General features: G+C 35.2%; 18 protein-coding genes. 9 read left to right on the top strand and 9 right to left on the bottom strand.

Translation table 11 applies throughout. The features are described 5' to 3' along the window. Positions 1–64: 64 nt before the first annotated feature. From ACXQH5_RS04610 to ACXQH5_RS04600, 3 genes are read left to right on the top strand one after another with little or no spacing between them, the layout of a single operon-like run. Positions 65–1,141, top strand: coding sequence for a Gfo/Idh/MocA family protein (locus ACXQH5_RS04610; RefSeq protein ID WP_000153490.1), 1,077 nt, complete (start codon positions 65–67; stop codon positions 1,139–1,141). Between the two features lie 24 nt (positions 1,142–1,165). Further along, positions 1,166–2,206 (top strand): Gfo/Idh/MocA family protein, encoded by a 1,041-nt coding sequence (locus ACXQH5_RS04605; protein ID WP_000163811.1) that lies wholly within the window; start codon positions 1,166–1,168, stop codon positions 2,204–2,206. Positions 2,207–2,260: 54 nt separating this feature from the next. Next, a complete protein-coding gene (locus ACXQH5_RS04600; RefSeq protein WP_000690414.1) occupies positions 2,261–3,229 on the top strand; it encodes a sugar phosphate isomerase/epimerase family protein in 969 nt (322 codons plus the stop codon). Positions 3,230–3,589: 360 nt separating this feature from the next. Here ACXQH5_RS04600 and ACXQH5_RS04595 read toward each other — a convergent pair whose 3' ends face one another. Continuing rightward, the gene (locus ACXQH5_RS04595) at positions 3,590–4,084 is read right to left on the bottom strand and encodes an isoprenylcysteine carboxyl methyltransferase family protein (RefSeq protein WP_000603755.1); all 495 of its coding nucleotides are present in this window, start codon (positions 4,082–4,084) and stop codon (positions 3,590–3,592) included. Positions 4,085–4,316: 232 nt separating this feature from the next. On the opposite strand from ACXQH5_RS04595, the gene uhpT reads away from it, so the two are divergent. Continuing rightward, complete coding sequence (gene uhpT, locus ACXQH5_RS04590; RefSeq protein WP_001008722.1) at positions 4,317–5,696, top strand: hexose-6-phosphate:phosphate antiporter; 1,380 nt, start codon at positions 4,317–4,319, stop codon at positions 5,694–5,696. A gap of 358 nt (positions 5,697–6,054) precedes the next feature. Here the strand turns inward: uhpT and ACXQH5_RS04585 are convergent, their stop codons facing one another. The 3 genes from ACXQH5_RS04585 to ACXQH5_RS04575 are packed head-to-tail and all read right to left on the bottom strand — an operon-like array spanning position 6,055 to position 9,327. Then, positions 6,055–6,813, bottom strand: a complete 759-nt coding sequence (locus ACXQH5_RS04585; protein ID WP_000477521.1) for a response regulator transcription factor — start codon at positions 6,811–6,813, stop codon at positions 6,055–6,057. Next, positions 6,806–8,362 (bottom strand): sensor histidine kinase, encoded by a 1,557-nt coding sequence (locus ACXQH5_RS04580; RefSeq protein ID WP_000127984.1) that lies wholly within the window; start codon positions 8,360–8,362, stop codon positions 6,806–6,808. Before ACXQH5_RS04580 ends, ACXQH5_RS04585 begins: the two co-directional genes overlap by 8 nt. Next, a complete protein-coding gene (locus ACXQH5_RS04575) occupies positions 8,359–9,327 on the bottom strand; it encodes an ABC transporter substrate-binding protein (RefSeq protein ID WP_000837101.1) in 969 nt (322 codons plus the stop codon). The genes ACXQH5_RS04580 and ACXQH5_RS04575 overlap by 4 nt, the downstream gene beginning before the upstream one ends. 587 nt (positions 9,328–9,914) lie before the next feature. Here ACXQH5_RS04575 and pflB point away from each other — a divergent pair. From pflB to ACXQH5_RS04555, 4 genes are all read left to right on the top strand, one after another. Beyond that, the gene (pflB, locus tag ACXQH5_RS04570; protein ID WP_000894660.1) at positions 9,915–12,164 is read left to right on the top strand and encodes a formate C-acetyltransferase; all 2,250 of its coding nucleotides are present in this window, start codon (positions 9,915–9,917) and stop codon (positions 12,162–12,164) included. A 22-nt stretch (positions 12,165–12,186) separates the two neighbouring features. Beyond that, positions 12,187–12,942, top strand: a complete 756-nt coding sequence (gene pflA / locus ACXQH5_RS04565) for a pyruvate formate-lyase-activating protein (protein WP_000911657.1) — start codon at positions 12,187–12,189, stop codon at positions 12,940–12,942. A gap of 103 nt (positions 12,943–13,045) precedes the next feature. After that, entirely contained in the window at positions 13,046–13,240 is a 195-nt protein-coding gene (locus ACXQH5_RS04560; protein ID WP_001250185.1) for a hypothetical protein, read from the top strand. Positions 13,241–13,277: 37 nt separating this feature from the next. Continuing rightward, the gene (locus ACXQH5_RS04555; protein ID WP_001824374.1) at positions 13,278–15,041 is read left to right on the top strand and encodes a glycerophosphoryl diester phosphodiesterase membrane domain-containing protein; all 1,764 of its coding nucleotides are present in this window, start codon (positions 13,278–13,280) and stop codon (positions 15,039–15,041) included. Between the two features lie 163 nt (positions 15,042–15,204). On the opposite strand, the gene ACXQH5_RS04550 is transcribed toward ACXQH5_RS04555, so the two are convergent. Further along, a complete protein-coding gene (locus tag ACXQH5_RS04550; protein WP_000211605.1) occupies positions 15,205–15,549 on the bottom strand; it encodes a complement inhibitor SCIN family protein in 345 nt (114 codons plus the stop codon). Positions 15,550–15,738: 189 nt separating this feature from the next. Here ACXQH5_RS04550 and coa point away from each other — a divergent pair, with 189 nt between their 5' ends. Further along, positions 15,739–17,802: a staphylocoagulase gene (coa, locus tag ACXQH5_RS04545; RefSeq protein ID WP_000744068.1), complete on the top strand. Its 2,064-nt coding sequence runs from the start codon at positions 15,739–15,741 to the stop codon at positions 17,800–17,802. Positions 17,803–17,983: 181 nt separating this feature from the next. On the opposite strand, the gene ACXQH5_RS04540 is transcribed toward coa, so the two are convergent. From ACXQH5_RS04540 to fadE, 4 genes are all read right to left on the bottom strand, one after another. Further along, a complete protein-coding gene (locus ACXQH5_RS04540) occupies positions 17,984–18,091 on the bottom strand; it encodes a hypothetical protein (protein WP_031774836.1) in 108 nt (35 codons plus the stop codon). A 293-nt stretch (positions 18,092–18,384) separates the two neighbouring features. Next, a complete protein-coding gene (locus tag ACXQH5_RS04535) occupies positions 18,385–19,569 on the bottom strand; it encodes a thiolase family protein (RefSeq protein WP_001154631.1) in 1,185 nt (394 codons plus the stop codon). A 29-nt stretch (positions 19,570–19,598) separates the two neighbouring features. Beyond that, positions 19,599–21,860 (bottom strand): 3-hydroxyacyl-CoA dehydrogenase/crotonase FadB, encoded by a 2,262-nt coding sequence (gene fadB / locus ACXQH5_RS04530; RefSeq protein ID WP_000154527.1) that lies wholly within the window; start codon positions 21,858–21,860, stop codon positions 19,599–19,601. Positions 21,861–22,045: 185 nt separating this feature from the next. Next, the gene (gene fadE / locus ACXQH5_RS04525; protein WP_000142189.1) at positions 22,046–23,257 is read right to left on the bottom strand and encodes an acyl-CoA dehydrogenase FadE; all 1,212 of its coding nucleotides are present in this window, start codon (positions 23,255–23,257) and stop codon (positions 22,046–22,048) included. Positions 23,258–23,280: the final 23 nt, after the last annotated feature.

Here is a 23,280-nt window from a genome sequence, read left to right as displayed (position 1 = left end):
TGATTGATGTTTAAGGCTTGACATACGCACTAATGACGATAAAGATTTAAAGGAGGACGTTATGATGACGATTAAAGTTGGAATCATTGGGTGTGGTGGTATTGCGAATGGCAAGCACATGCCAAGTTTACAAAAAGTTGAAAATGTTGAAATGACCGCATTTTGTGACGTAGACATTTCGAAAGCAGCGTGTGCGGCAAAAGCATACGGTACTGACAATGCAAAGGTTTATGATGATTACAAAGCATTGTTAAAAGATGCCACGATTGATGTTATCCATGTTTGTACGCCAAATGACTCGCATTGTGAAATTACTGTAGCAGGGTTGCATGCCGGTAAACATGTGATGTGTGAAAAACCAATGGCTAAAACGACAGCAGAAGCTCAAAAAATGATAGATACAGCTAAATCAACAGGTAAAAAATTAACAATAGGTTATCAAAATCGCTTCAGACCAGATAGTCAATTTTTATATAAATCAGCGCAACGTGGCGACTTAGGTGACATTTATTTCGGAAAGGCACATGCTATTCGTCGTCGAGCAGTACCAACATGGGGTGTCTTTCTAGACGAAGAAGCTCAAGGTGGAGGACCATTAATCGATATCGGTACACACGCTTTAGATTTAACGTTATGGATGATGGATAATTATGAACCAGAATCAGTGATGGGTTCAACATTCCATAAATTAAATAAACAGCATGATGCGGCAAACGCTTGGGGTTCATGGAATCCAGATGAATTTACAGTTGAAGATTCTGCGTTTGGCTTTATTAAAATGAAGAATGGAGCGACGATCATTTTAGAATCCGCTTGGGCGATTAATTCTTTAGAAGTGGATGAGGCACAATGCTCATTATCAGGAACGAAAGCAGGTGCTGATATGAAAGATGGTCTACGTATTCATGGTGAAGATATGGGCACACTTTATACCAAACACGTTGAATTGGAAAACAAAGGCGTCGACTTTTATGAAGGTAATGAAGTGGATGAAGCTGAAGAAGAAGCAAAAGCTTGGATTGATGCAGTTGTAAATGATACTGAACCAGTTGTGAAACCGGAACAAGCAATGGTAGTTACAAAAATTCTTGAAGCGATTTATCAGTCTGCAAAATCAGGCAAAGCAATTTACTTTGAATAACATCATACGGTAAGGAGGCACATCATGACAAAATTAAAAGTTGGTGTGATAGGTGTTGGTGGTATTGCACAAGACCGTCATATTCCAGCATTGCTGAAACTCAAAGACACAGTCTCATTAGTTGCAGTACAAGATATTAATACAGTGCAGATGATTGATGTTGCGAAGCGCTTTAATATACCTCATGCAGTTGAGACACCTAGCGAGCTGTTTAAACTTGTTGATGCGGTGGTCATTTGTACACCTAATAAATTCCATGCTGATCTTTCTATAGAAGCATTGAATCATGGCGTCCATGTATTGTGTGAAAAGCCAATGGCAATGACGACAGAAGAGTGTGATCGCATGATTGAAGCGGCTAATAAAAATCACAAGTTATTAACAGTTGCTTATCATTATCGTCACACAGATGTGGCAATTACTGCTAAAAAAGCAATTGAATCAGGTGTGGTTGGTAAACCTTTAGTAGCACGTGTACAAGCGATGCGTAGGCGTAAAGTGCCTGGCTGGGGCGTTTTTACCAATAAAGCGTTGCAAGGTGGCGGTAGTTTAATCGATTATGGTTGCCACTTGTTAGACTTATCTTTGTGGCTACTAGGTAAAGATATGGTGCCGAATGAAGTGCTAGGAAAAACATATAATCAATTGAGCAAACAACCGAATCAAATTAATGATTGGGGAACATTTGATCACACTAAATTTGATGTCGATGATCATGTTACTAGTTATATGACATTTGCCAATCGAGCAAGCATGCAGTTTGAATGTTCGTGGTCTGCAAATATAAAGGAAGATAAGGTACACGTTAGTTTATCAGGCGAAGATGGCGGTATCAATTTATTTCCATTTGAAATATATGAGCCCCGCTTTGGAACTATTTTTGAAAGCAAAGCTAATGTTGAGCATAACGAAGACATTGCTGGTGAGAGACAGGCGCGTAACTTTGTCAATGCGTGTTTAGGGATAGAAGAGATTGTGGTGAAACCGGAAGAAGCACGCAATGTAAATGCCCTTATAGAAGCGATTTATCGTAGCGATCTTGATAACAAGAGCATACAACTTTAATGATTATTATATATAATACAAAATTCTCAATATAAAAAGAAGGAGTGCTTTTCAATGAAAATAGGTGTATTTTCAGTATTATTTTACGATAAAAATTTTGAAGATATGTTAGATTATGTCGCAGAATCTGGATTGGATATGATTGAAGTTGGAACAGGTGGTAACCCAGGAGATAAATTTTGTAAGTTAGATGAGTTGTTAGAAAATGAAGACAAGCGACAAGCATTTATGAAGTCAATCACAGACAGAGGCTTACAAATAAGTGGTTTCAGTTGTCATAACAATCCAATTTCTCCAGATCCGACAGAAGCGAAAGAAGCCGATGAAACGTTACGTAAAACAATCCGTTTAGCAAATCTATTAGACGTGCCAGTTGTTAATACATTTTCTGGCATTGCAGGATCAGATGATACCGCTAAAAAGCCTAATTGGCCTGTTACACCTTGGCCAACAGCCTACTCTGAAATTTATGATTATCAGTGGAATGAAAAGTTGATACCATATTGGCAAGGTTTAGCTGAGTTTGCAAAAGAGCAAGATGTAAAAATTGCCATAGAGTTGCATGCAGGATTTTTAGTTCATACACCATATACGATGTTGAAGTTGCGTGAGGCTACAAATGAATATATCGGTGCTAACTTAGATCCTAGTCATTTATGGTGGCAAGGTATTGACCCAATTGCTGCGATTCGCATATTAGGCCAAGCAAATGCAATTCATCACTTCCATGCTAAAGATACGTATATTAATCAAGAAAATGTAAATATGTATGGTCTAACTGATATGCAACCATATGGTAACGTTGCAACAAGAGCATGGACATTCCGTACAGTTGGTTATGGACATAGTCCATATGTATGGGCAGATATCATAAGCCAACTAATTATTAATGGATATGATTATGTATTAAGTATTGAACATGAAGATCCTATTATGTCAGTAGAAGAAGGTTTCCAAAAAGCTTGTCAAACTTTGAAATCTGTTAATATTTACGACAAGCCAGCAGACATGTGGTGGGCATAATACGAACTCGAGGTTAGTCTGAAGTTTGTCTGAAGTAAGACTGGTGGCAGTGTTGAATAAATGCATATGTCGCCAAGCCATTGCCAAAAATTTCATACCTTAAATCAAGTCATTGTTTGTAAAGAAGGTGTACTTTATATAAGTATATAGCGATGGTCATACCCATTCACAGTAACAATCCGAACCATTGAAAAGAGTATATAAGCTTTTCAATAGTGAGGTATATGATAATAAAAAAAGCCTGTTGTCACAATGGTCATAGACACGACATACTTTAAAGGTTTCTGAATATAATATTTCAGAACGCACTTTAAAGATGGACGTCGATGGCGACTAATGTGATGACAGGCTTTCATCTTTTTAAATATTCATTAATTTCTCTTCTTGTTTAATACGTACATATAAGAAATACGCATACGGTACTAATAAAATAGTTGTATATGTTGCATGTGTTAATAATAATACACCGATTAATTCAGGAATGATGTTTAAGAAGTAATTTGGGTGTTTTGTAATTTTATATAATCCAGATTTAATAATAGGATGGTTAGGTAAAATGAATAATTTTAATGTCCAAATACCACCTAAAGTTTTAATAACCATAAATAACATAATATAAGCAAAGATTAATATAACTAAGCCAATACCATTTGCAAAGCTAAATGTATCTTTATTAATAAATGCCTCTACACCAGCCAATACATAAATTAAAACGTGTGTTATTGCTAAAAACTTCGAATTTTTAACGCCATATTCAACTGCACCGTCTGCTTTTAATTGTTTTGAGTGATTAATAGATATCTTTAAGCTGACAAGTCTGATACAGAAAAAGATAAGTAATATAGATAGAATCATGATGTCCTCCGTCATTATGTCATATGTATAAGCGTTGATTTTGACAACATAAAGTATTTTATAGATAAAACTTGTCAAATACTATTAACTATTTATTAATTTTAGTACATAAATATGTTTCTAAGTATGTGTTTATGTTCAGTATTTTGGATAATTTAATAATTTTAAGGATATTAAGCGCTTACACCGACGTGATATATTTGGCTTAACGAAAATGATTGAGGTGACAGAGATGAACTTTTTTGATATCCATAAGATTCCGAACAAAGGCATTCCATTATCGGTGCAACGTAAATTATGGCTTAGAAACTTCATGCAAGCTTTCTTCGTAGTGTTCTTTGTTTATATGGCTATGTATTTAATTCGAAACAACTTTAAGGCGGCACAACCGTTTTTAAAAGAGGAAATTGGATTATCTACATTAGAACTTGGTTATATCGGATTAGCATTTAGTATCACGTACGGCTTAGGGAAAACGTTACTTGGTTATTTTGTCGATGGACGTAACACAAAACGTATTATCTCGTTCTTACTTATCTTATCTGCGATTACAGTTTTAATTATGGGATTTGTGTTAAGTTACTTTGGTTCTGTAATGGGATTATTAATTGTACTTTGGGGACTTAACGGGGTGTTCCAATCAGTTGGTGGACCTGCAAGTTATTCAACGATTTCAAGATGGGCACCAAGAACGAAACGTGGCCGATACTTAGGATTCTGGAATACATCACATAATATCGGTGGTGCCATTGCAGGTGGTGTCGCACTTTGGGGTGCTAATGTATTCTTCCATGGAAATGTTATAGGGATGTTCATTTTCCCATCGGTGATTGCATTACTTATTGGTATCGCAACATTATTTATCGGAAAAGATGATCCAGAAGAATTAGGATGGAATCGTGCTGAAGAAATTTGGGAAGAGCCGGTCGATAAAGAAAATATTGATTCTCAAGGTATGACGAAATGGGAGATCTTTAAAAAATATATCCTGGGAAATCCTGTTATATGGATTCTATGTGTTTCAAACGTCTTTGTATACATTGTACGAATCGGTATTGATAACTGGGCACCGTTATATGTGTCAGAGCATTTACACTTTAGTAAAGGCGATGCAGTTAATACGATATTCTACTTTGAAATTGGTGCTTTAGTTGCAAGTTTATTATGGGGCTACGTATCAGACTTATTAAAAGGTCGTCGTGCAATTGTAGCTATTGGCTGTATGTTTATGATTACATTTGTTGTCTTATTCTACACAAATGCTACAAGTGTAATGATGGTTAACATTTCATTGTTTGCATTAGGTGCGTTAATCTTTGGTCCGCAATTATTAATTGGTGTATCATTGACTGGTTTTGTTCCTAAAAATGCCATCAGTGTAGCAAACGGAATGACAGGTTCATTCGCGTATCTATTCGGTGACTCAATGGCAAAAGTTGGTTTGGCGGCTATTGCTGATCCAACACGTAACGGTTTAAACATCTTTGGATATACATTAAGTGGATGGACAGATGTTTTCATCGTCTTCTATGTTGCATTATTCCTAGGCATGATTCTATTAGGAATCGTTGCTTTCTATGAAGAAAAGAAAATTAGAAGTTTAAAAATCTAATATCAATCGGATTAAAAGTATCGCCAATTTATTGCAGTATAGTTGGCAATCCTGCCCCGACGGCATGTGCGTGAAGAGATGAAAGATACTGCTTCTACCCTTGCAAATATATCATCTCTATGTCTCGGGGCAGATCATAATTCCCTGTTATGAAGTATCCTTATTTGCCCGACTTAGGGTGACTCAATGAATTTACTCCTTACAATAAAGACATATAGCGGTGTCGATATTGTAGGGAGTATTGTTTTATATTTAAACTCTCTAAAAAGCGGACTGAAAGAAAAGTGAAAACTTCTCTATCAGTCCGCTTTTTCATAGAACAAAATGTAGGCTCCATAATCATTAGTTATGTGCTAATCTATTTTGCTTGCTTACAATAATCACTTGGCGACATTTGTAAATATTTTTTAAAATGATAGCTAAACATTTTATACTCTGAAAAGCCTACTTTGTCTGCAATTTCATAGTGCTTATAATGTCGATCTAACAATTGCAGAGATTGTAAAATACGATAGCGATTTAAATAATCGACAATTGTAATACCAACATGATCTTTAAATGTTCGCATCGCATACGATTCACTAACATCGATATGTTGAATTAAATCTGAAACAGTCACTTTCGTTTGATAAGATTGCTTAATTTGATCAACAATCTGATTCACATAATAATCATCGTATTCTACTTTTAATAATGGTTGGAAGGCATCATGACAAGATGCTAAGCTACGGCCGTTCTGTGATTGTTGCTCTAATAAGGTACGGACAAGTCTTCCTAAAATAACTTCTAATTGTGCATGGTCTACTGGTTTTAATAAATAATCAAGAACATGATGTTGAATGCCGGCTTTCATATATTCAAAGTCATCGTAACTCGATAATATGATGACATTACAATCTAGATGTGCAATATCATTGAGTAAATCGACGCCATTTTTACGTGGCATACGAATATCAGTAATTACTAATTCTGGCTGATGTTGTTGAATTAGTGATAATGCTTCAACACCATCTTTAGCAGTGTATATTGTATTGAAATGATAGTCTCCCCAAGGAATGATTTGCTTTAAACCTTCTCGAATAATTCGCTCATCATCACAAATAACTACCTTAAACATCTACATTCCCCCTTGAAAGTGGTATTTTATAACAAATTAACGTACCTTGATTACGCTTTGAAAAAATATGGAGTCGTGCATGTGAACCATATTGAATCATTGCTTTATTGTGTAAATGATTTAATCCCAAATGCTTAGTATCAAATACATCATTATTAAGAGATTGGCGTACATATTGCAGGCGAGATGACGACATCCCAATACCATTGTCGCAAACTAAAACATGTAAATTCTGACGTGCCAATGTCAGGCGTATAGTAATGTCCAATGACTCAGTATCTCTACCATGTTTAATAGCATTTTCTATGAGTGGCTGAAGCATCATTTTACCAATTGTCTGGTGACGCGCTTCTTCAGAACTTTCGATATGGAGCTTAATCATGTCATCGAAACGGATGTTTTGTATCGCAACATACTGTTCAATGTAGTTCAACTCTTCGTTTAATTCCACTGTATGTGAGTTTGTACGTAATGAGTAACGTAACATTTGAGATAATTGTTGGACCACAGTTTGTGCTAATTTCGGAGATAACGTAATTAAATATTGTATTGTTTGCATCGTATTGAATAGGAAATGAGGCTGGAATTGGCGTTCTATTTCCTTTAACTGAATATCACGCAAGCGACGTTCTGTATGCTCGATAGAATGGATCAGTTGCTCATTTGATTCAAATAAATCGTAAATATAATTATTAATTTCTTCTAGTTCACTGTTGTTTTTTAAAGGCGTATATGTACCTAGATGACGATTTTTGGCATAGTAAATTTTTTGAATAATCGTTTCGATATCTTTTGTTTGTCGTTTAGCCATATTATCTGCGCTAATGAAACCAAATATTACTAGTAAAACAAGAACTACAGCCATAACAATTAACAACGTGATACCATCTTCAATGTTTTCATGGATATCTTTATAAATAATGAGACGATGGTCAGCATGGTTTAATTTTACAGATTCATTCATAAATCCGAATTGTTGAGGTCTATACTTTTCACCTATAGTAAAACGGTCATCGTTGGCGTATAAAATATTGTCATATTGATCAACGATAAGTGCGAATTGTCGGCTATCTTTCTTAATTTCACTTAAACGTGGGGTGTTAGCCATATAAATTTTAAGCATATATGTACTATTTTTGAACTTAAGCTGATGCGTTGAAAATAAATACATATTTTTAGTGTTTAAATGTTCATAATTATTGGTTATAAACTGATTTGGTCCAGATAACTCATAATAAAGTGTTGCGGGCTGTTGGTGTATTAATTTTAATAATTCACGTTTTGTAGCGGTAACATCATGATGATTTGTTAAATCGAGCTCTTGAAACGAATTATTATGCTGTGTAATAAATGTCTGAATCTGCTTTTCAGTATGATGTAAAGATGACTGACTTTCATCAACATGTTGATGAATCGTACGATGCTCAATCCAAATATAAATGGCATAGAAGCTTACTAGTCCAATAATAATGACTAAAAATACTGGGAAAATAGTAGACGCAAATAACGATCGTCTCAATTGATGTCTATAAGGTTTGTATGCCGTCATTGAATCATCTCCAAAAATTTATGATGCGGAATGTCCGGTAATTTAGATTTCGGTATTAAAGGTATGTTCTTAAGATTTTCGATAGACTGATCGCTTTGTTCACTAACATCCTTTCGAATTGACTTGGCATCAAACTCTGCAACTAATCGTTGTTGTACTGAGCGGCTTGTTAAATATTGCACTAACTTTTTACGCTTAGGATGAGGGTGTGCATTTTTAACTAAAGCAATACCATCAACATTTAACATTGTTCCTTCAATTGGATAAACGATTGATACAGGATAACCTTTGTTTTTCCATGTTCGTGCATCTTGTTCGTAGCTTAGACCTGCGTAATATTTACCTTTAGCAACATTTTCAATGACTTTAGACGTCTTTGACAGTTGCATCGCGTGGTCTTGGAATTGATGCACATCACTTACTCGATGATGCATGCTATAAATAGCGCGCATATGTTGATAGCCTGTCGTTGTTGTAATTGGATTTGAGTACGCAATTTTACCTTTAAGTATAGGTTGTAATAAATCTTGATAACCTCGAATCTTAATATCTCCTTGCAAATCTGAATTAACTACTATAACTGTTGGCATTAATAGAAAACTAGTAACATATTTATTGTTCGAGCGATAATCCTCTAATTGCTGTGTTACAGATGTATCTTGATAGGGAACAAAATCTTCTGGATGATCAATTGTTTCTGATAACACACCACCCATAAAGACATCACCACGCTCCGAAAAATCTTCGTTATGCAAGTTTGAAAGTAGTACTTGAGTAGATCCGTGTTTAATTTCAATTTTGACATGCTCTTGTTTTTCAAATTCATTTAAAATTGGACGAATCAAGTTTGATTGATACGGAGAATAAACTGTTAATACATTTTTATCTGATTCAGAGTGACGCGTATTAGCGCATGCTGATAAAAAAATGAGAAATAATAGCAAGATATAAATTTTTGATTTCATGATATCCCATCAATTCTATGTATATTTTAATACAATAATTTTAGCAATAAATGACGCATAAGTAATGTTAAATATTTAGAAATGTTTATAGATGACTTGTTAAGACGTTGCAAATGTTGTGATAGCACATAATTTTTGTTTGTCAAGACGACTTACCGAGGCTGTAAAATCAAACTGTTATATTTTATTTGAAGCTGTTATATAAAAATTGGCAAGATATTGAACGGTTCAAAAGTAAATTTTTACGTCAATAAAAGTATTTAATCCTGTCTCTTCATATATAAAAGTAAATCTCTCTAAGTATTGATTTAACGCTTATTAACAATCATTTTTTATAAACAAATATATCCACCTAAATTAACTTTTAAAGCAATGAAAATAGTGAACATTATAACTGTTGTGTAACAGAATGCAATTAGCATATTACTGTTACACAAATTAGTACAGTTTCTATGTTTTGACATACATTTGATGAAAATTGTACATAATTTATGTGAAAAAAATCACAACAAACATGCTACAATGACTATGAAAACGTTAACATAGCATTTCAAATTCACAACATTATACAGATGGAGGCGTTTAGTATGTTAGAAACAAATAAAAATCATGCAACAGCTTGGCAAGGATTTAAAAATGGAAGATGGAACAGACACGTAGATGTAAGAGAGTTTATCCAATTAAACTACACTCTTTATGAAGGTAATGATTCATTTTTAGCAGGACCAACAGAAGCAACTTCTAAACTTTGGGAACAAGTAATGCAGTTATCGAAAGAAGAACGTGAACGTGGCGGCATGTGGGATATGGACACGAAAGTAGCTTCAACAATCACATCTCATGATGCTGGTTATTTAGACAAAGATTTAGAAACAATTGTAGGTGTACAAACTGAAAAGCCATTCAAACGTTCAATGCAACCATTCGGTGGTATTCGTATGGCGAAAGCAGCTTGTGAAGCTTACGGTTACGAATTAGACGAAGAAACTGAAAAAATCTTTACAGATTATCGTAAAACACATAACCAAGGTGTATTCGATGCATATTCTAGAGAAATGTTGAACTGCCGTAAAGCAGGTGTAATCACTGGTTTACCTGATGCATACGGACGTGGACGTATTATCGGTGACTATCGTCGTGTAGCTTTATATGGTGTAGATTTCTTAATGGAAGAAAAAATGCACGACTTCAACACGATGTCTACAGAAATGTCAGAAGATGTAATTCGTTTACGTGAAGAATTATCAGAACAATATCGTGCATTAAAAGAATTAAAAGAACTTGGACAAAAATATGGTTTCGATTTAAGCCGTCCAGCAGAAAACTTCAAAGAAGCAGTTCAATGGTTATACTTAGCATACCTTGCTGCAATTAAAGAACAAAACGGTGCAGCAATGAGTTTAGGTCGTACTTCAACATTCTTAGATATCTATGCTGAACGTGACCTTAAAGCAGGTGTTATTACTGAAAGCGAAGTTCAAGAAATTATTGACCACTTCATCATGAAATTACGTATTGTTAAATTTGCTCGTACACCTGATTACAATGAATTATTCTCTGGAGACCCAACTTGGGTAACTGAATCTATCGGTGGTGTAGGTATTGACGGACGTCCACTTGTTACGAAAAACTCATTCCGTTTCTTACACTCATTAGATAACTTAGGTCCAGCACCAGAACCAAACTTAACAGTATTATGGTCAGTACGTTTACCTGATAACTTCAAAACATACTGTGCAAAAATGAGTATTAAAACAAGTTCTATCCAATATGAAAATGATGACATTATGCGTGAAAGCTATGGCGATGACTATGGTATCGCATGTTGTGTATCAGCGATGACAATTGGTAAACAAATGCAATTCTTCGGTGCACGTGCGAACTTAGCTAAAACATTACTTTACGCCATCAATGGTGGTAAAGATGAAAAATCTGGTGCACAAGTTGGTCCAAACTTCGAAGGTATTAACAGCGAAGTATTAGAATATGACGAAGTATTCAAGAAATTTGATCAAATGATGGATTGGCTAGCAGGTGTTTACATTAACTCATTAAATGTTATTCACTACATGCACGATAAATACAGCTATGAACGTATTGAAATGGCATTACATGATACAGAAATTGTACGTACAATGGCAACAGGTATCGCTGGTTTATCAGTAGCAGCTGACTCATTATCTGCAATTAAATATGCACAAGTTAAACCAATTCGTAACGAAGAAGGTCTTGTAGTAGACTTTGAAATCGAAGGCGACTTCCCTAAATACGGTAACAATGACGACCGTGTAGATGATATCGCAGTTGATTTAGTAGAACGCTTTATGACTAAATTACGTAGTCATAAAACATATCGTGATTCAGAACATACAATGAGTGTATTAACAATTACTTCAAACGTTGTATACGGTAAGAAAACTGGTAACACACCAGACGGACGTAAAGCTGGCGAACCATTTGCACCAGGTGCAAACCCAATGCATGGCCGTGACCAAAAAGGTGCATTATCTTCATTAAGTTCTGTAGCTAAGATTCCTTACGATTGCTGTAAAGATGGTATTTCAAATACATTCAGTATCGTACCAAAATCATTAGGTAAAGAACCAGAAGATCAAAACCGTAACTTAACTAGTATGTTAGATGGTTACGCAATGCAATGTGGTCACCACTTAAATATTAACGTATTTAACCGTGAAACATTAATAGATGCAATGGAACATCCAGAAGAATATCCACAGTTAACAATCCGTGTATCTGGTTACGCTGTTAACTTCATTAAATTAACACGTGAACAACAATTAGATGTAATTTCTCGTACATTCCATGAAAGTATGTAACAAAATTTAAGGTGGGAGCACTATGCTTAAGGGACACTTACATTCTGTCGAAAGTTTAGGTACTGTCGATGGACCGGGATTAAGATATATATTATTTACACAAGGATGCTTACTTAGATGCTTGTATTGCCACAATCCAGATACTTGGAAAATTAGTGAGCCATCAAGAGAAGTCACAGTTGATGAAATGGTGAATGAAATATTACCATACAAACCATACTTTGATGCATCGGGTGGCGGTGTAACAGTCAGTGGTGGCGAACCATTGTTACAAATGCCATTCTTAGAAAAATTATTTGCAGAATTAAAAGAAAATGGTGTGCACACTTGCTTAGACACATCGGCTGGATGTGCTAATGATACAAAAGCATTTCAAAGGCATTTTGAAGAATTACAAAAACATACAGACTTGATATTATTAGATATAAAACATATTGATAATGACAAACATATTAGATTGACAGGAAAGCCTAATACACACATCCTTAACTTCGCGCGCAAACTGTCAGATATGAAACAACCTGTATGGATTCGACATGTCCTTGTGCCTGGTTATTCTGATGATAAAGACGATTTAATTAAACTAGGGGAATTTATTAATTCTCTTGATAACGTCGAAAAGTTTGAAATTCTGCCATATCATCAGTTAGGTGTTCATAAGTGGAAAACATTGGGCATTGCATATGAATTAGAAGATGTCGAAGCGCCCGATGATGAAGCTGTTAAAGCAGCCTACCGTTATGTTAACTTCAAAGGGAAAATTCCCGTTGAATTATAAATACAATTCAGACCGAAAAGAAAGCATATGTAACTTCAAGAGTGAAGGGGCATATGCTTCTTTTTCAATTGAGTATTGAGTATTAGCAAGACGTAGTAAGTATATGAGACAAGTCCTACAATGGTTGAAGGAAGACGTTTTTGTAAGTAGCTATGCTGATAAAGAATGTGATGCCTTGTTAAAGGTGGGGTTCCAATATCATCATTTAGCTGATGTTGAATGGGTTATTATTTGCTACTTGCATATGAATATGAGTCTTTTCAAATTTTTATTGACCCTGAGTAATGAAAAATATTAAGATGAAACTTAATATTAAAGCAATGCGGAGCGTGATTATGAAGAGAATTAGTAAAGATATATGGGCAGTATTTAAATTACTGTATCAAAATAAAGGGCGTTTTAGCATTAATGCCTTACTATTGCAGTTAATCATGATTTTTATTAGTAGTACATACTTAATTTTACTATTTAATATGATGTTAAAAGTAGCTGGGCAAAGCCAACTTACGATTAACAATTGGACGGAAATCGTTAGTCATCCTGCCAGTGTGATACTTCTTATTATATTCATATTAAGTGTTGCCTTTCTGATTTATGTAGAGTTTTCATTGTTAGTTTATATGGTTTATGCCGGCTTTGATCGACAGATTATTCCATTTAAATCCATTTTTAAAAATGCCTTTGTAAATGTGCGTAAACTCATAGGTGTACCAGTTATTTTCTTTGTCATTTATTTAATGTTAATGATACCCATTGCCAACCTAGGACTAAGTTCAGTATTAACAAAAAATATTTACATACCTAAATTTTTAACGGAAGAACTTATGAAAACGACGAAAGGTATAATCATTTACGGTACCTTTATGATTGCTGTATTTATATTAAACTTTAAATTAATATTTACTTTACCGTTAACGATTTTAAACCGTCAGTCGTTATTTAAAAATATGAGACTAAGTTGGCAAATTACGAAGCGAAATAAGTTTCGACTTGTTATAGAAATAGTTATATTAGAACTCATCATTGGTGCGATTTTAACATTAATTATTTCAGGAGCAACATATCTTGCTATTTGTGTAGATGAAGAAGGAGATAAGTTTTTAGTCTCATCAATTTTATTTGTTGTATTGAAAAGCTCATTGTTCTTCTATTATTTATTTACGAAATTATCATTAATCAGTGTGTTAGTACTGCACTTAAAACAAGAGAATGTATTAGACCAACCGGGCTTAGAATTTAAATACCCAAAACCGAAACGGAAGTCTAGGTTCTTTATAATTTCAATGGTGCTTGCAGTGACATGTTTTATCGGTTATAACATGTACTTACTTTACAATAATACTATCAATACAAATATCTCCATTATTGGCCATCGTGGTTTCGAAGATAAAGGCGTTGAAAATTCTATTCCGTCATTGAAAGCTGCTGCAAAAGCGAATGTCGAATACGTTGAGTTAGATACAATTATGACGAAAGATAAACAATTTGTTGTTAGTCATGATAACAATTTGAAACGTTTAACAGGTGTTAATAAAAATATTTCTGAATCTAATTTCAAAGATGTCGTCGGTTTGAAAATGCGTCAAAATGGACATGAAGCAAAACTTGTATCCTTAGACGAATTTATTGAAACGGCTAAACAATCAAATGTGAAGCTACTAGTAGAGTTAAAGCCACATGGTAAAGAACCAGCAGATTATACACAACGTGTTATTGATATTTTGAAAAAGCATGGTGTTGAACATCAATATCGTGTGATGTCATTGGATTATGATGTGATGACTAAGTTAAAAAAAGAAGCACCATATCTCAAGTGTGGTTATATCATTCCGTTACAGTTTGGCCATTTTAAAGAAACATCTTTAGATTTCTTTGTCATTGAAGATTTTTCTTATTCGCCAAGACTTGTTAATCAAGCACACTTGGAAAATAAAGAAGTCTATACTTGGACCATTAACGGCGAAGAAGATTTAACGAAATATTTACAAACCAATGTTGATGGTATTATCACAGATGACCCAGCATTAGCTGATCAGATTAAAGAAGAAAAGAAAGACGAAACATATTTCGATCGTTCTATAAGAATATTATTTGAATAATATAAACAAAGACCTCTAAAGTTATCAAGATGATACTTTCAGAGGTCTTTTTAACGTTGTCATCTATGGGATAGGCAATCGTTTCATTCGTTTATAATCATATGACAAGTATTTATAAGGCAATTTGGCGTCATAAACACTTACATGATTTATTGGTGAATTATTAATTGTTTTGTGAATGCAAAGGGTTAGAAATTGAATCGCAAATACTTTCTAATCTATGTTTCGCTTTAGTCATTTGATCCAAATTTTTAGTGCGTATAGCAGATTTTGCAATATAGTGTGCAGCTAAAATATCGCGCTTTTGATACGCATCTAAATTTAGGTACGATAATTTATTTAAGTCAGTGTTTACTATTAATTCATGTAATTGATCTACAAGCGCTTGATGTTGATACGTATGTGATGTAGTTTCAGATTTGCTTGCTAATTTAATACCAGTCGTATCAAGGAGCGCCGCTTTAATACCAGCAACTAAATATGTTTTGATTTTCATTTGTGTTGTCATGCTTTGTTACTCCTTTGATGTACATTAATCAAAAAAATTATACACTATTGTATATTGCAAAGCTAATTAACTATAACAAAAAGATAGTTAATGCTTTGTTTATTCTAGTTAATATATAGTTAATGTCTTTTAATATTTTGTTTCTTTAATGTAGATTGGGCAATTACATTTTGGAGGAATTAAAAAATTATGAAAAAGCAAATAATTTCGCTAGGCGCATTAGCAGTTGCATCTAGCTTATTTACATGGGATAACAAAGCAGATGCGATAGTAACAAAGGATTATAGTGGGAAATCACAAGTTAATGCTGGGAGTAAAAATGGGAAACAAATTGCAGATGGATATTATTGGGGAATAATTGAAAATCTAGAGAACCAGTTTTACAATATTTTTCATTTATTGGATCAGCATAAATATGCAGAAAAAGAATATAAAGATGCAGTAGATAAATTAAAAACTAGAGTTTTAGAGGAAGACCAATACCTGCTAGAAAGAAAAAAAGAAAAATACGAAATTTATAAAGAACTATATAAAAAATACAAAAAAGAGAATCCTAATACTCAAGTTAAAATGAAAGCATTTGATAAATACGATCTTGGCGATTTAACTATGGAAGAATATAATGACTTATCAAAATTATTAACAAAAGCATTGGATAACTTTAAGTTAGAAGTAAAGAAAATTGAATCAGAGAATCCAGATTTAAGACCATATTCTGAAAGAGAAGAAAGAACAGCATATGGTAAAATAGATTCACTTGTTGATCAAGCATATAGTGTATATTTTGCCTACGTTACAGATGCTCAACATAAAACAGAAGCATTAAATCTTAGGGCAAAAATTGATTTGATTTTAGGTGATGAAAAAGATCCAATTAGAGTGACGAATCAACGTACTGAAAAAGAAATGATTAAAGATTTAGAATCTATTATTGATGATTTCTTCATTGAAACAAAGTTGAATAGACCTCAACACATTACTAGGTATGATGGAACTAAACATGATTACCATAAACATAAAGATGGATTTGATGCTCTAGTTAAAGAAACAAGAGAAGCGGTTTCTAAGGCTGACGAATCTTGGAAAACTAAAACTGTCAAAAAATACGGGGAAACTGTAACAAAATCTCCTGTTGTAAAAGAAGAGAAGAAAGTTGAAGAACCTCAAGCACCTAAAGTTTCTGAAAAAGTAGATGTTCAGGAAACAGTTGGTACAACTGAAGAAGCACCATTACCAATTGCGCAACCACTAGTTAAATTACCACAAATTGGGACTCAAGGTGAAATTGTAAAAGGTCCCGACTATCCAACGATGGAAAATAAAACGTTACAAGGTGAAATCGTTCAAGGTCCTGATTTCCCAACAATGGAACAAAACAGACCATCTTTAAGCGATAATTATACTCAACCATCGTTAACGAACCCTATTTTAGAAGGTCTTGAAGGTAGCTCATCTAAACTTGAAATAAAACCACAAGGTACTGAATCAACGTTGAAAGGTATTCAAGGAGAATCAAGTGATATTGAAGTTAAACCTCAAGCAACTGAAACAACAGAAGCTTCTCAATATGGTCCGAGACCGCAATTTAACAAAACACCTAAGTATGTGAAATATAGAGATGCTGGTACAGGTATCCGTGAATACAACGATGGAACATTTGGATATGAAGCGAGACCAAGATTCAATAAGCCATCAGAAACAAATGCATACAACGTAACAACACATGCAAATGGTCAAGTATCATACGGAGCTCGCCCGACACAAAACAAGCCAAGCGAAACAAACGCATATAACGTAACAACACATGCAAACGGCCAAGTATCATATGGCGCTCGCCCGACACAAAACAAGCCATCAGAAACAAATGCATACAACGTAACGACAAATCAAGATGGCACAGTATCATATGGCGCTCGCCCGACACAAAACAAGCCAAGCAAAACAAACGCATATAACGTAACAACACATGCAAATGGCCAAGTATCATATGGCGCTCGTCCAACACAAAACAAGCCAAGCGAAACGAACGCATATAACGTAACAACACATGCAAATGGTCAAGTATCATACGGAGCTCGCCCGACACAAAATAAGCCAAGCGAAACGAATGCATACAACGTAACAACACACGGAAACGGCCAAGTATCATATGGGGCTCGCCCGACACAAAACAAGCCAAGTAAAACAAACGCATACAACGTAACAACACATGCAGATGGTACTGCGACATATGGGCCTAGAGTAACAAAATAAATTTATAACTCTATCCAAAGACATACAGTCAATATAAAACATTATGTATCTTTACAACAGTAATCGTGCATTCTATGATGCTTCTAACTGAATTAAAGCATCGAACAATCGGAAGCATATTTCTAAATTATTTATTCATTATAGTCTTAAACATAACATGACCTAATATATTACTAACCTATTAAAATAAACCACGCACATCTATGTGACATACGACAATCACAGCAATAATAATTGCTTTAGAAAGTCGTACCGAACTGGAACTTACAAGTCTAGTTCGAACACACACTGATGTGAGTGGTTTTCTTTATTTTAAATATGAACAATCAGATAAATTACTAGCATTAGCAAATATTATTAAATCAAAGGACTTCGATTCATAAAATTTAAAACAATGATTAAAATTAGACGTGTAAATGTTAAATTCTAAAACGGAAATACCCGCTATCCTATTAAACCACTATTTTGTTCAATCACTATATTTCACACAGCTTCAATAATAAAACGAAACTGCTTCAACCCGTTTCAACTTCAGCCTACTTCAATAACAAAACGAATCCGCTTCATCCAAAATCAACCATTCTAACGCACATATTCAAATATAGCAGCTGCACCCATACCGACACCAATACACATCGTAACCATGCCGTAACGACTATCGGGACGTCTACCCATTTCATTAAGTAAACGCGCGGTTAACATTGCCCCTGTAGCACCTAATGGATGACCTAAAGCAATAGCGCCACCATTCACATTCGTACGTGATATATCTAGACCTACTTCTTTAATAGATGCAATCGTTTGAGAAGCAAATGCTTCGTTCAATTCGATCAAATCAATGTCTTCAACAGATAGATTGCTGAGTGACAATACTTCAGGAATCGCATATGCAGGCCCAATACCCATAATTTTCGGGTCAACGCCTACTGCCTTATAACCAACGAATCGTGCAATAGGTGTCACGCCGAGTTCTTTCACTTTATCTCCAGACATTAAAACTACAAATCCTGCACCATCAGAAAGTGGGGCAGATGTTCCTGCAGTCACAGTGCCGTCAGCTTTAAATACTGTACGTAATTTGGCTAGTGCCTCCATCGTGGTGTCAGGTCGTATAAATTCATCTTGGTCAAAGATATTTGTGTGTACTTTTGGTCCTGTGTTTGTATATTCAACTGAGTTTACTTGTATTGGAATAATTTCATCTTTGAACCGACCATCACGTTGTGCGTCATAGGCACGTTGATGACTTCTGACAGCATAAGCATCTTGATCTTCGCGTGATACGTCAAATTGGGATGCTACATTTTCAGCAGTTAAGCCCATAGGATATGACGCACCTATATCATCATATTGTAAGGTAGGATTGTTTGTGGGCTCGTTGCCACCCATTGGTACGGCACTCATCAATTCAACGCCACCAGCTACAAGTATATCTCCTTGACCAGCCATAATTTGATTGGCTGCAATCGCGATGGTTTGTAATCCTGATGAGCAGTAGCGATTCACTGTTTGACCCGGTACCGTGTCAGATAATCCCGTACGCAATGCAATCGTTCGTGCAATGTTTTGTCCTTGTAATCCTTCTGGAAAAGCCGTACCAACAATGACATCTTCAATCATATTCTTATTGAATTTTCCGTCAATACGTTTCAATACGCCTTGTAATACTTTGGCTGCGACATCATCAGGTCTTTCGTGGAATAATGCGCCTTGCTTTGCTTTCGCTGCGGCTGAACGCCCATAAGCAACAATGTATGCTTCTTGCATGGTTATCATCCTCTCTTAATGACTATCTTTTAATTACGTAATGGCTTACCAGTTTTTAACATATGCGCAATTCTTTCATATGATTTTTTAGATTTTAGTAAGTCAATAAAGCCAATTTTCTCCAACGATTGAATGTAACGTTGATTGATAAATGTATTTCTTGGTAAATCACCACCCGCTAAAATTGTGGCGATATTTAAGGCGATATGATAATCATGGTCGCTAATAAAATGACCCCGTCTTTGCGCATCTAATTGTCCTTGGATCAATGCTTTGAAGTCTTCGCCTAAAGCGATATATTGATGTCTAGGATTCGGAATATAGTTTGTTTCTGCTTCATATTTCGCACGTTTGAGCGCAACTTCGACACGTTGTGCTGTATTGAAAATAATCGTATCTGTATCACGTAAATAACCATAACGGCGTGCCTCAAAGGCATTTGTAGAGACTTTCGCAAATGCGATATTTGTCAGTACTTTTGTCATGGAAGCTTGTTTGTCATCAAACTTATGCGATGTGCGTAATATGCGATCAGCCATTTCTGCAAGGCCACCGCCACTCGGTAATAAGCCAACACCTGCTTCAACAAGACCGATATATGTTTCACTTGCAGCGACAACAATAGGTGAGTAAAGTACAAGCTCACAGCCACCGCCTAAGGCACGACCTTGAACAGCTGTGACTACTGGTTTCAAACTATACTTCAAACGATTAAAGCTATAATGTAATTTATCAATTGATTGTGCAACGACATCATCTACAAGACCGTCTTCATGCGCCTTTTTCATTAAGAAAAGATTAGCACCCACACTGAAATTATTACCATCTGCATAAATAACCATACTTGTGTAATGGTCATTTTCCAGTAAATCAATCGCATCAACTAACGCATCGTTGAATTCATCGGTAATGACATTGTTTTTACTTTGTAATTTCAGTAGCAGTTGATCATCATGAGTTACGGAAAGTTTGGCATCACCTTTATCCCAAAGTTCATCTTTTACGAAGTGAGAAACAGGTGTTGCATATTCGATGGTCTCATCTTGTTTATAAAAGCCACCATCTAAATCACTAATCCATTGTGGTAAGTCTCCAAGTTCGTCTTCCATACGTGTTTTAACACGTTCATATCCCATTGCATCCCATAATTGGAATGGACCAAGTTTCCAGTTGAACCCCCAGACAAGCGCACGGTCTATGTCTCGGAAATCATCGGTAGCTTTAGGTACATTGATGGCAGAGTAATAGAAATTATTACGTAATGTCTCCCATAAAAATAGTCCCGCTTCGTCTTGCGCATTGAATATGACATCAAGGTTATGCACTAAGTCTTTATTAAATTCATTTAAAATTGGTAATTGTGGTTGCGATACAGGTACATAATCTTGTTTTTCAACATCGTAAACAAGTCGAGCTTTAGTTTCTTTATCCTTTTTGTAAAATCCTTGTTTCGTTTTACGTCCGAGTGCGCCATTTTCAAACAACGTATTTACAATTTTGACATCATGAAAATAAGGTGTTTCTTCAGGTACTTGTTGCATGCCTTTAATTACAGACACTGCAATGTCTAAACCGACTAGGTCGGATAGGGCATATGTACCTGTTTTAGGACGACCAATCGCTTGCCCAGTTAAAGCATCCACATCTACAATGCTTAACTTGTGTTGCTCGGCGCGATACATAATATCATTCATTGTTTGCGTGCCGACTCTATTTGCGACAAAGCCAGGCACATCATTGACGACAATGACACCTTTACCTAACACATTTTGCGCGAAATTTTTTACATCTAATATAATAGATTCCTTCGTGTGTGACGTAGGTATTAACTCCACTAATTTCATAATACGTGGTGGGTTAAAGAAATGTAGACCAAAGAATCGTTCTTGATCCTTCTCGTTAAATGCTTGAGCAATCGCATTAATTGGAATACCTGATGTATTTGTAGCGAATAAAGCATCTTCTTTAGCATGTTGTAGAACTTGTTGCCAAACAGCATGCTTAATTTCAATATCTTCTTTGACTGCTTCGATATATAAATCAGCATCATCATTTACCAAGTCATCATCAAAATTACCATATGTTAAATGACTCGCTAGATTTAAGTCGAATAGTAGCGGTCGTTTCTTATCTGTAATTTTATCGTAAGATTTTTTCGCAATGAGATTTGGATCGTTTTTGTCCACTACAATATCTAATAGTTTTACTTTAAGTCCAGCATTCACAAAGAGTGCTGCCAGTTGAGCGCCCATTGTGCCTGCGCCAAGAACGGTTACTTTATTAATTGTCATAGTGATTCCTCCAATTTAGTTGAGGATAAGATAACCATTAAGATAATTGGAATAACGTTGCTATTTTATAAAATTAATTAAGTATCTTTGACAGTCATCTTAGCCTCTTATTTAAGGAAAAAGCTTTATGCTTAAAATAAGTCTTTTTTAGTGAAATTAATGCATCTCATATAATTCTTTGCTATTTATACGAAAGCAGAATCTCCAGTCAAAGCGCGTCCAATTACTAAGGCATTAATTTCATGTGTACCTTCGTACGTGTAAATCGCTTCTGCATCAGAGAAGAAACGTGCAATATCATAATCGTCAGCTAGTATGCCATTACCACCTGTAATACCGCGGCCCATAGCTACTGTCTCACGCAAACGTAAGGCATTCATCATCTTCGCCGTTGAAGTTGCAACCTCGTCATATTCACCATGTGCTTGCATATTAGCTAATTGAGCACATGTTGCCATTGCTTGAGCTAAATTACCTTGCATCATTGCTAGCTTTTCTTGTATTAACTGATATTTACTAATTGGTTTGCCGAATTGCTTACGCTCAGTGACATAATCTAATGTGGCACGTAAAGCGCCAGCCATACCACCTGTAGCCATATAGGCAACGCCTGCTCTCGTTGAATAAAGGATTTTAGCAATATCTTTAAAGCTTGTTATGTTTTGTAAGCGATCCGCTTCATCTACTTTGACATTAGTTAATTTAATTAGTGCGTTAGGAACAATGCGAAGTGCGATTTTATTATCAATGACTTCAATATCGACGCCATCTTGTTCTGGTCTGACTACAAAGCAATGGGGTTTGCCAGTTTCTTTATTTACTGCGAATACTGGAATGACATCAGATACATGTGCACCACCAATCCATTTCTTTTCACCATTGATAACCCAAGTATCGCCCTGGCGTTCAGCGACTGTTTCAAGACCTCCCGCAACGTCCGAACCGTGTTCTGGTTCAGTTAAAGCAAAGCATGTACGCAGTTCATGTGACTGTAATTTAGGTACATATTTCGCAATTTGTTCTTTGCTACCTCCGAAATAGAAAGTATTATGCCCTAAACCTTGGTGAACACCGAGTAGGGTAGCTAAGGAAATATCAAATCGCGCGAGTAGGTAAGACATGAAAAACTGAAATAGTTGACTAGGCATTTTGGCGTTTGGACGATCCTTGTAAAGTAATGGATTGTTAAAATAATTTAATTCTCCCAGATCTTTAAAATAGTCCTCGGGTACAGTAGCGTCTATCCAATGTTGATTAATATTTTCACGGTACTTACTTTCTAGCAATGAATCTACTTGTTGTAAAAATTCGACTTCACCGTCTGTTAAACCTTTAGCAATACTAAGTACATCTTCAGGAAATAATGTTTTTAAGACTGTTTCTTTTTCAAATGTCATATAAATTCCTCCTAAAAATAATA

Source organism: Staphylococcus sp. SA22, from assembly GCF_054165785.1.
Note: the sequence above shows the minus strand (reverse complement) of the source record. Positions and strands in the feature narration are given on the sequence as shown.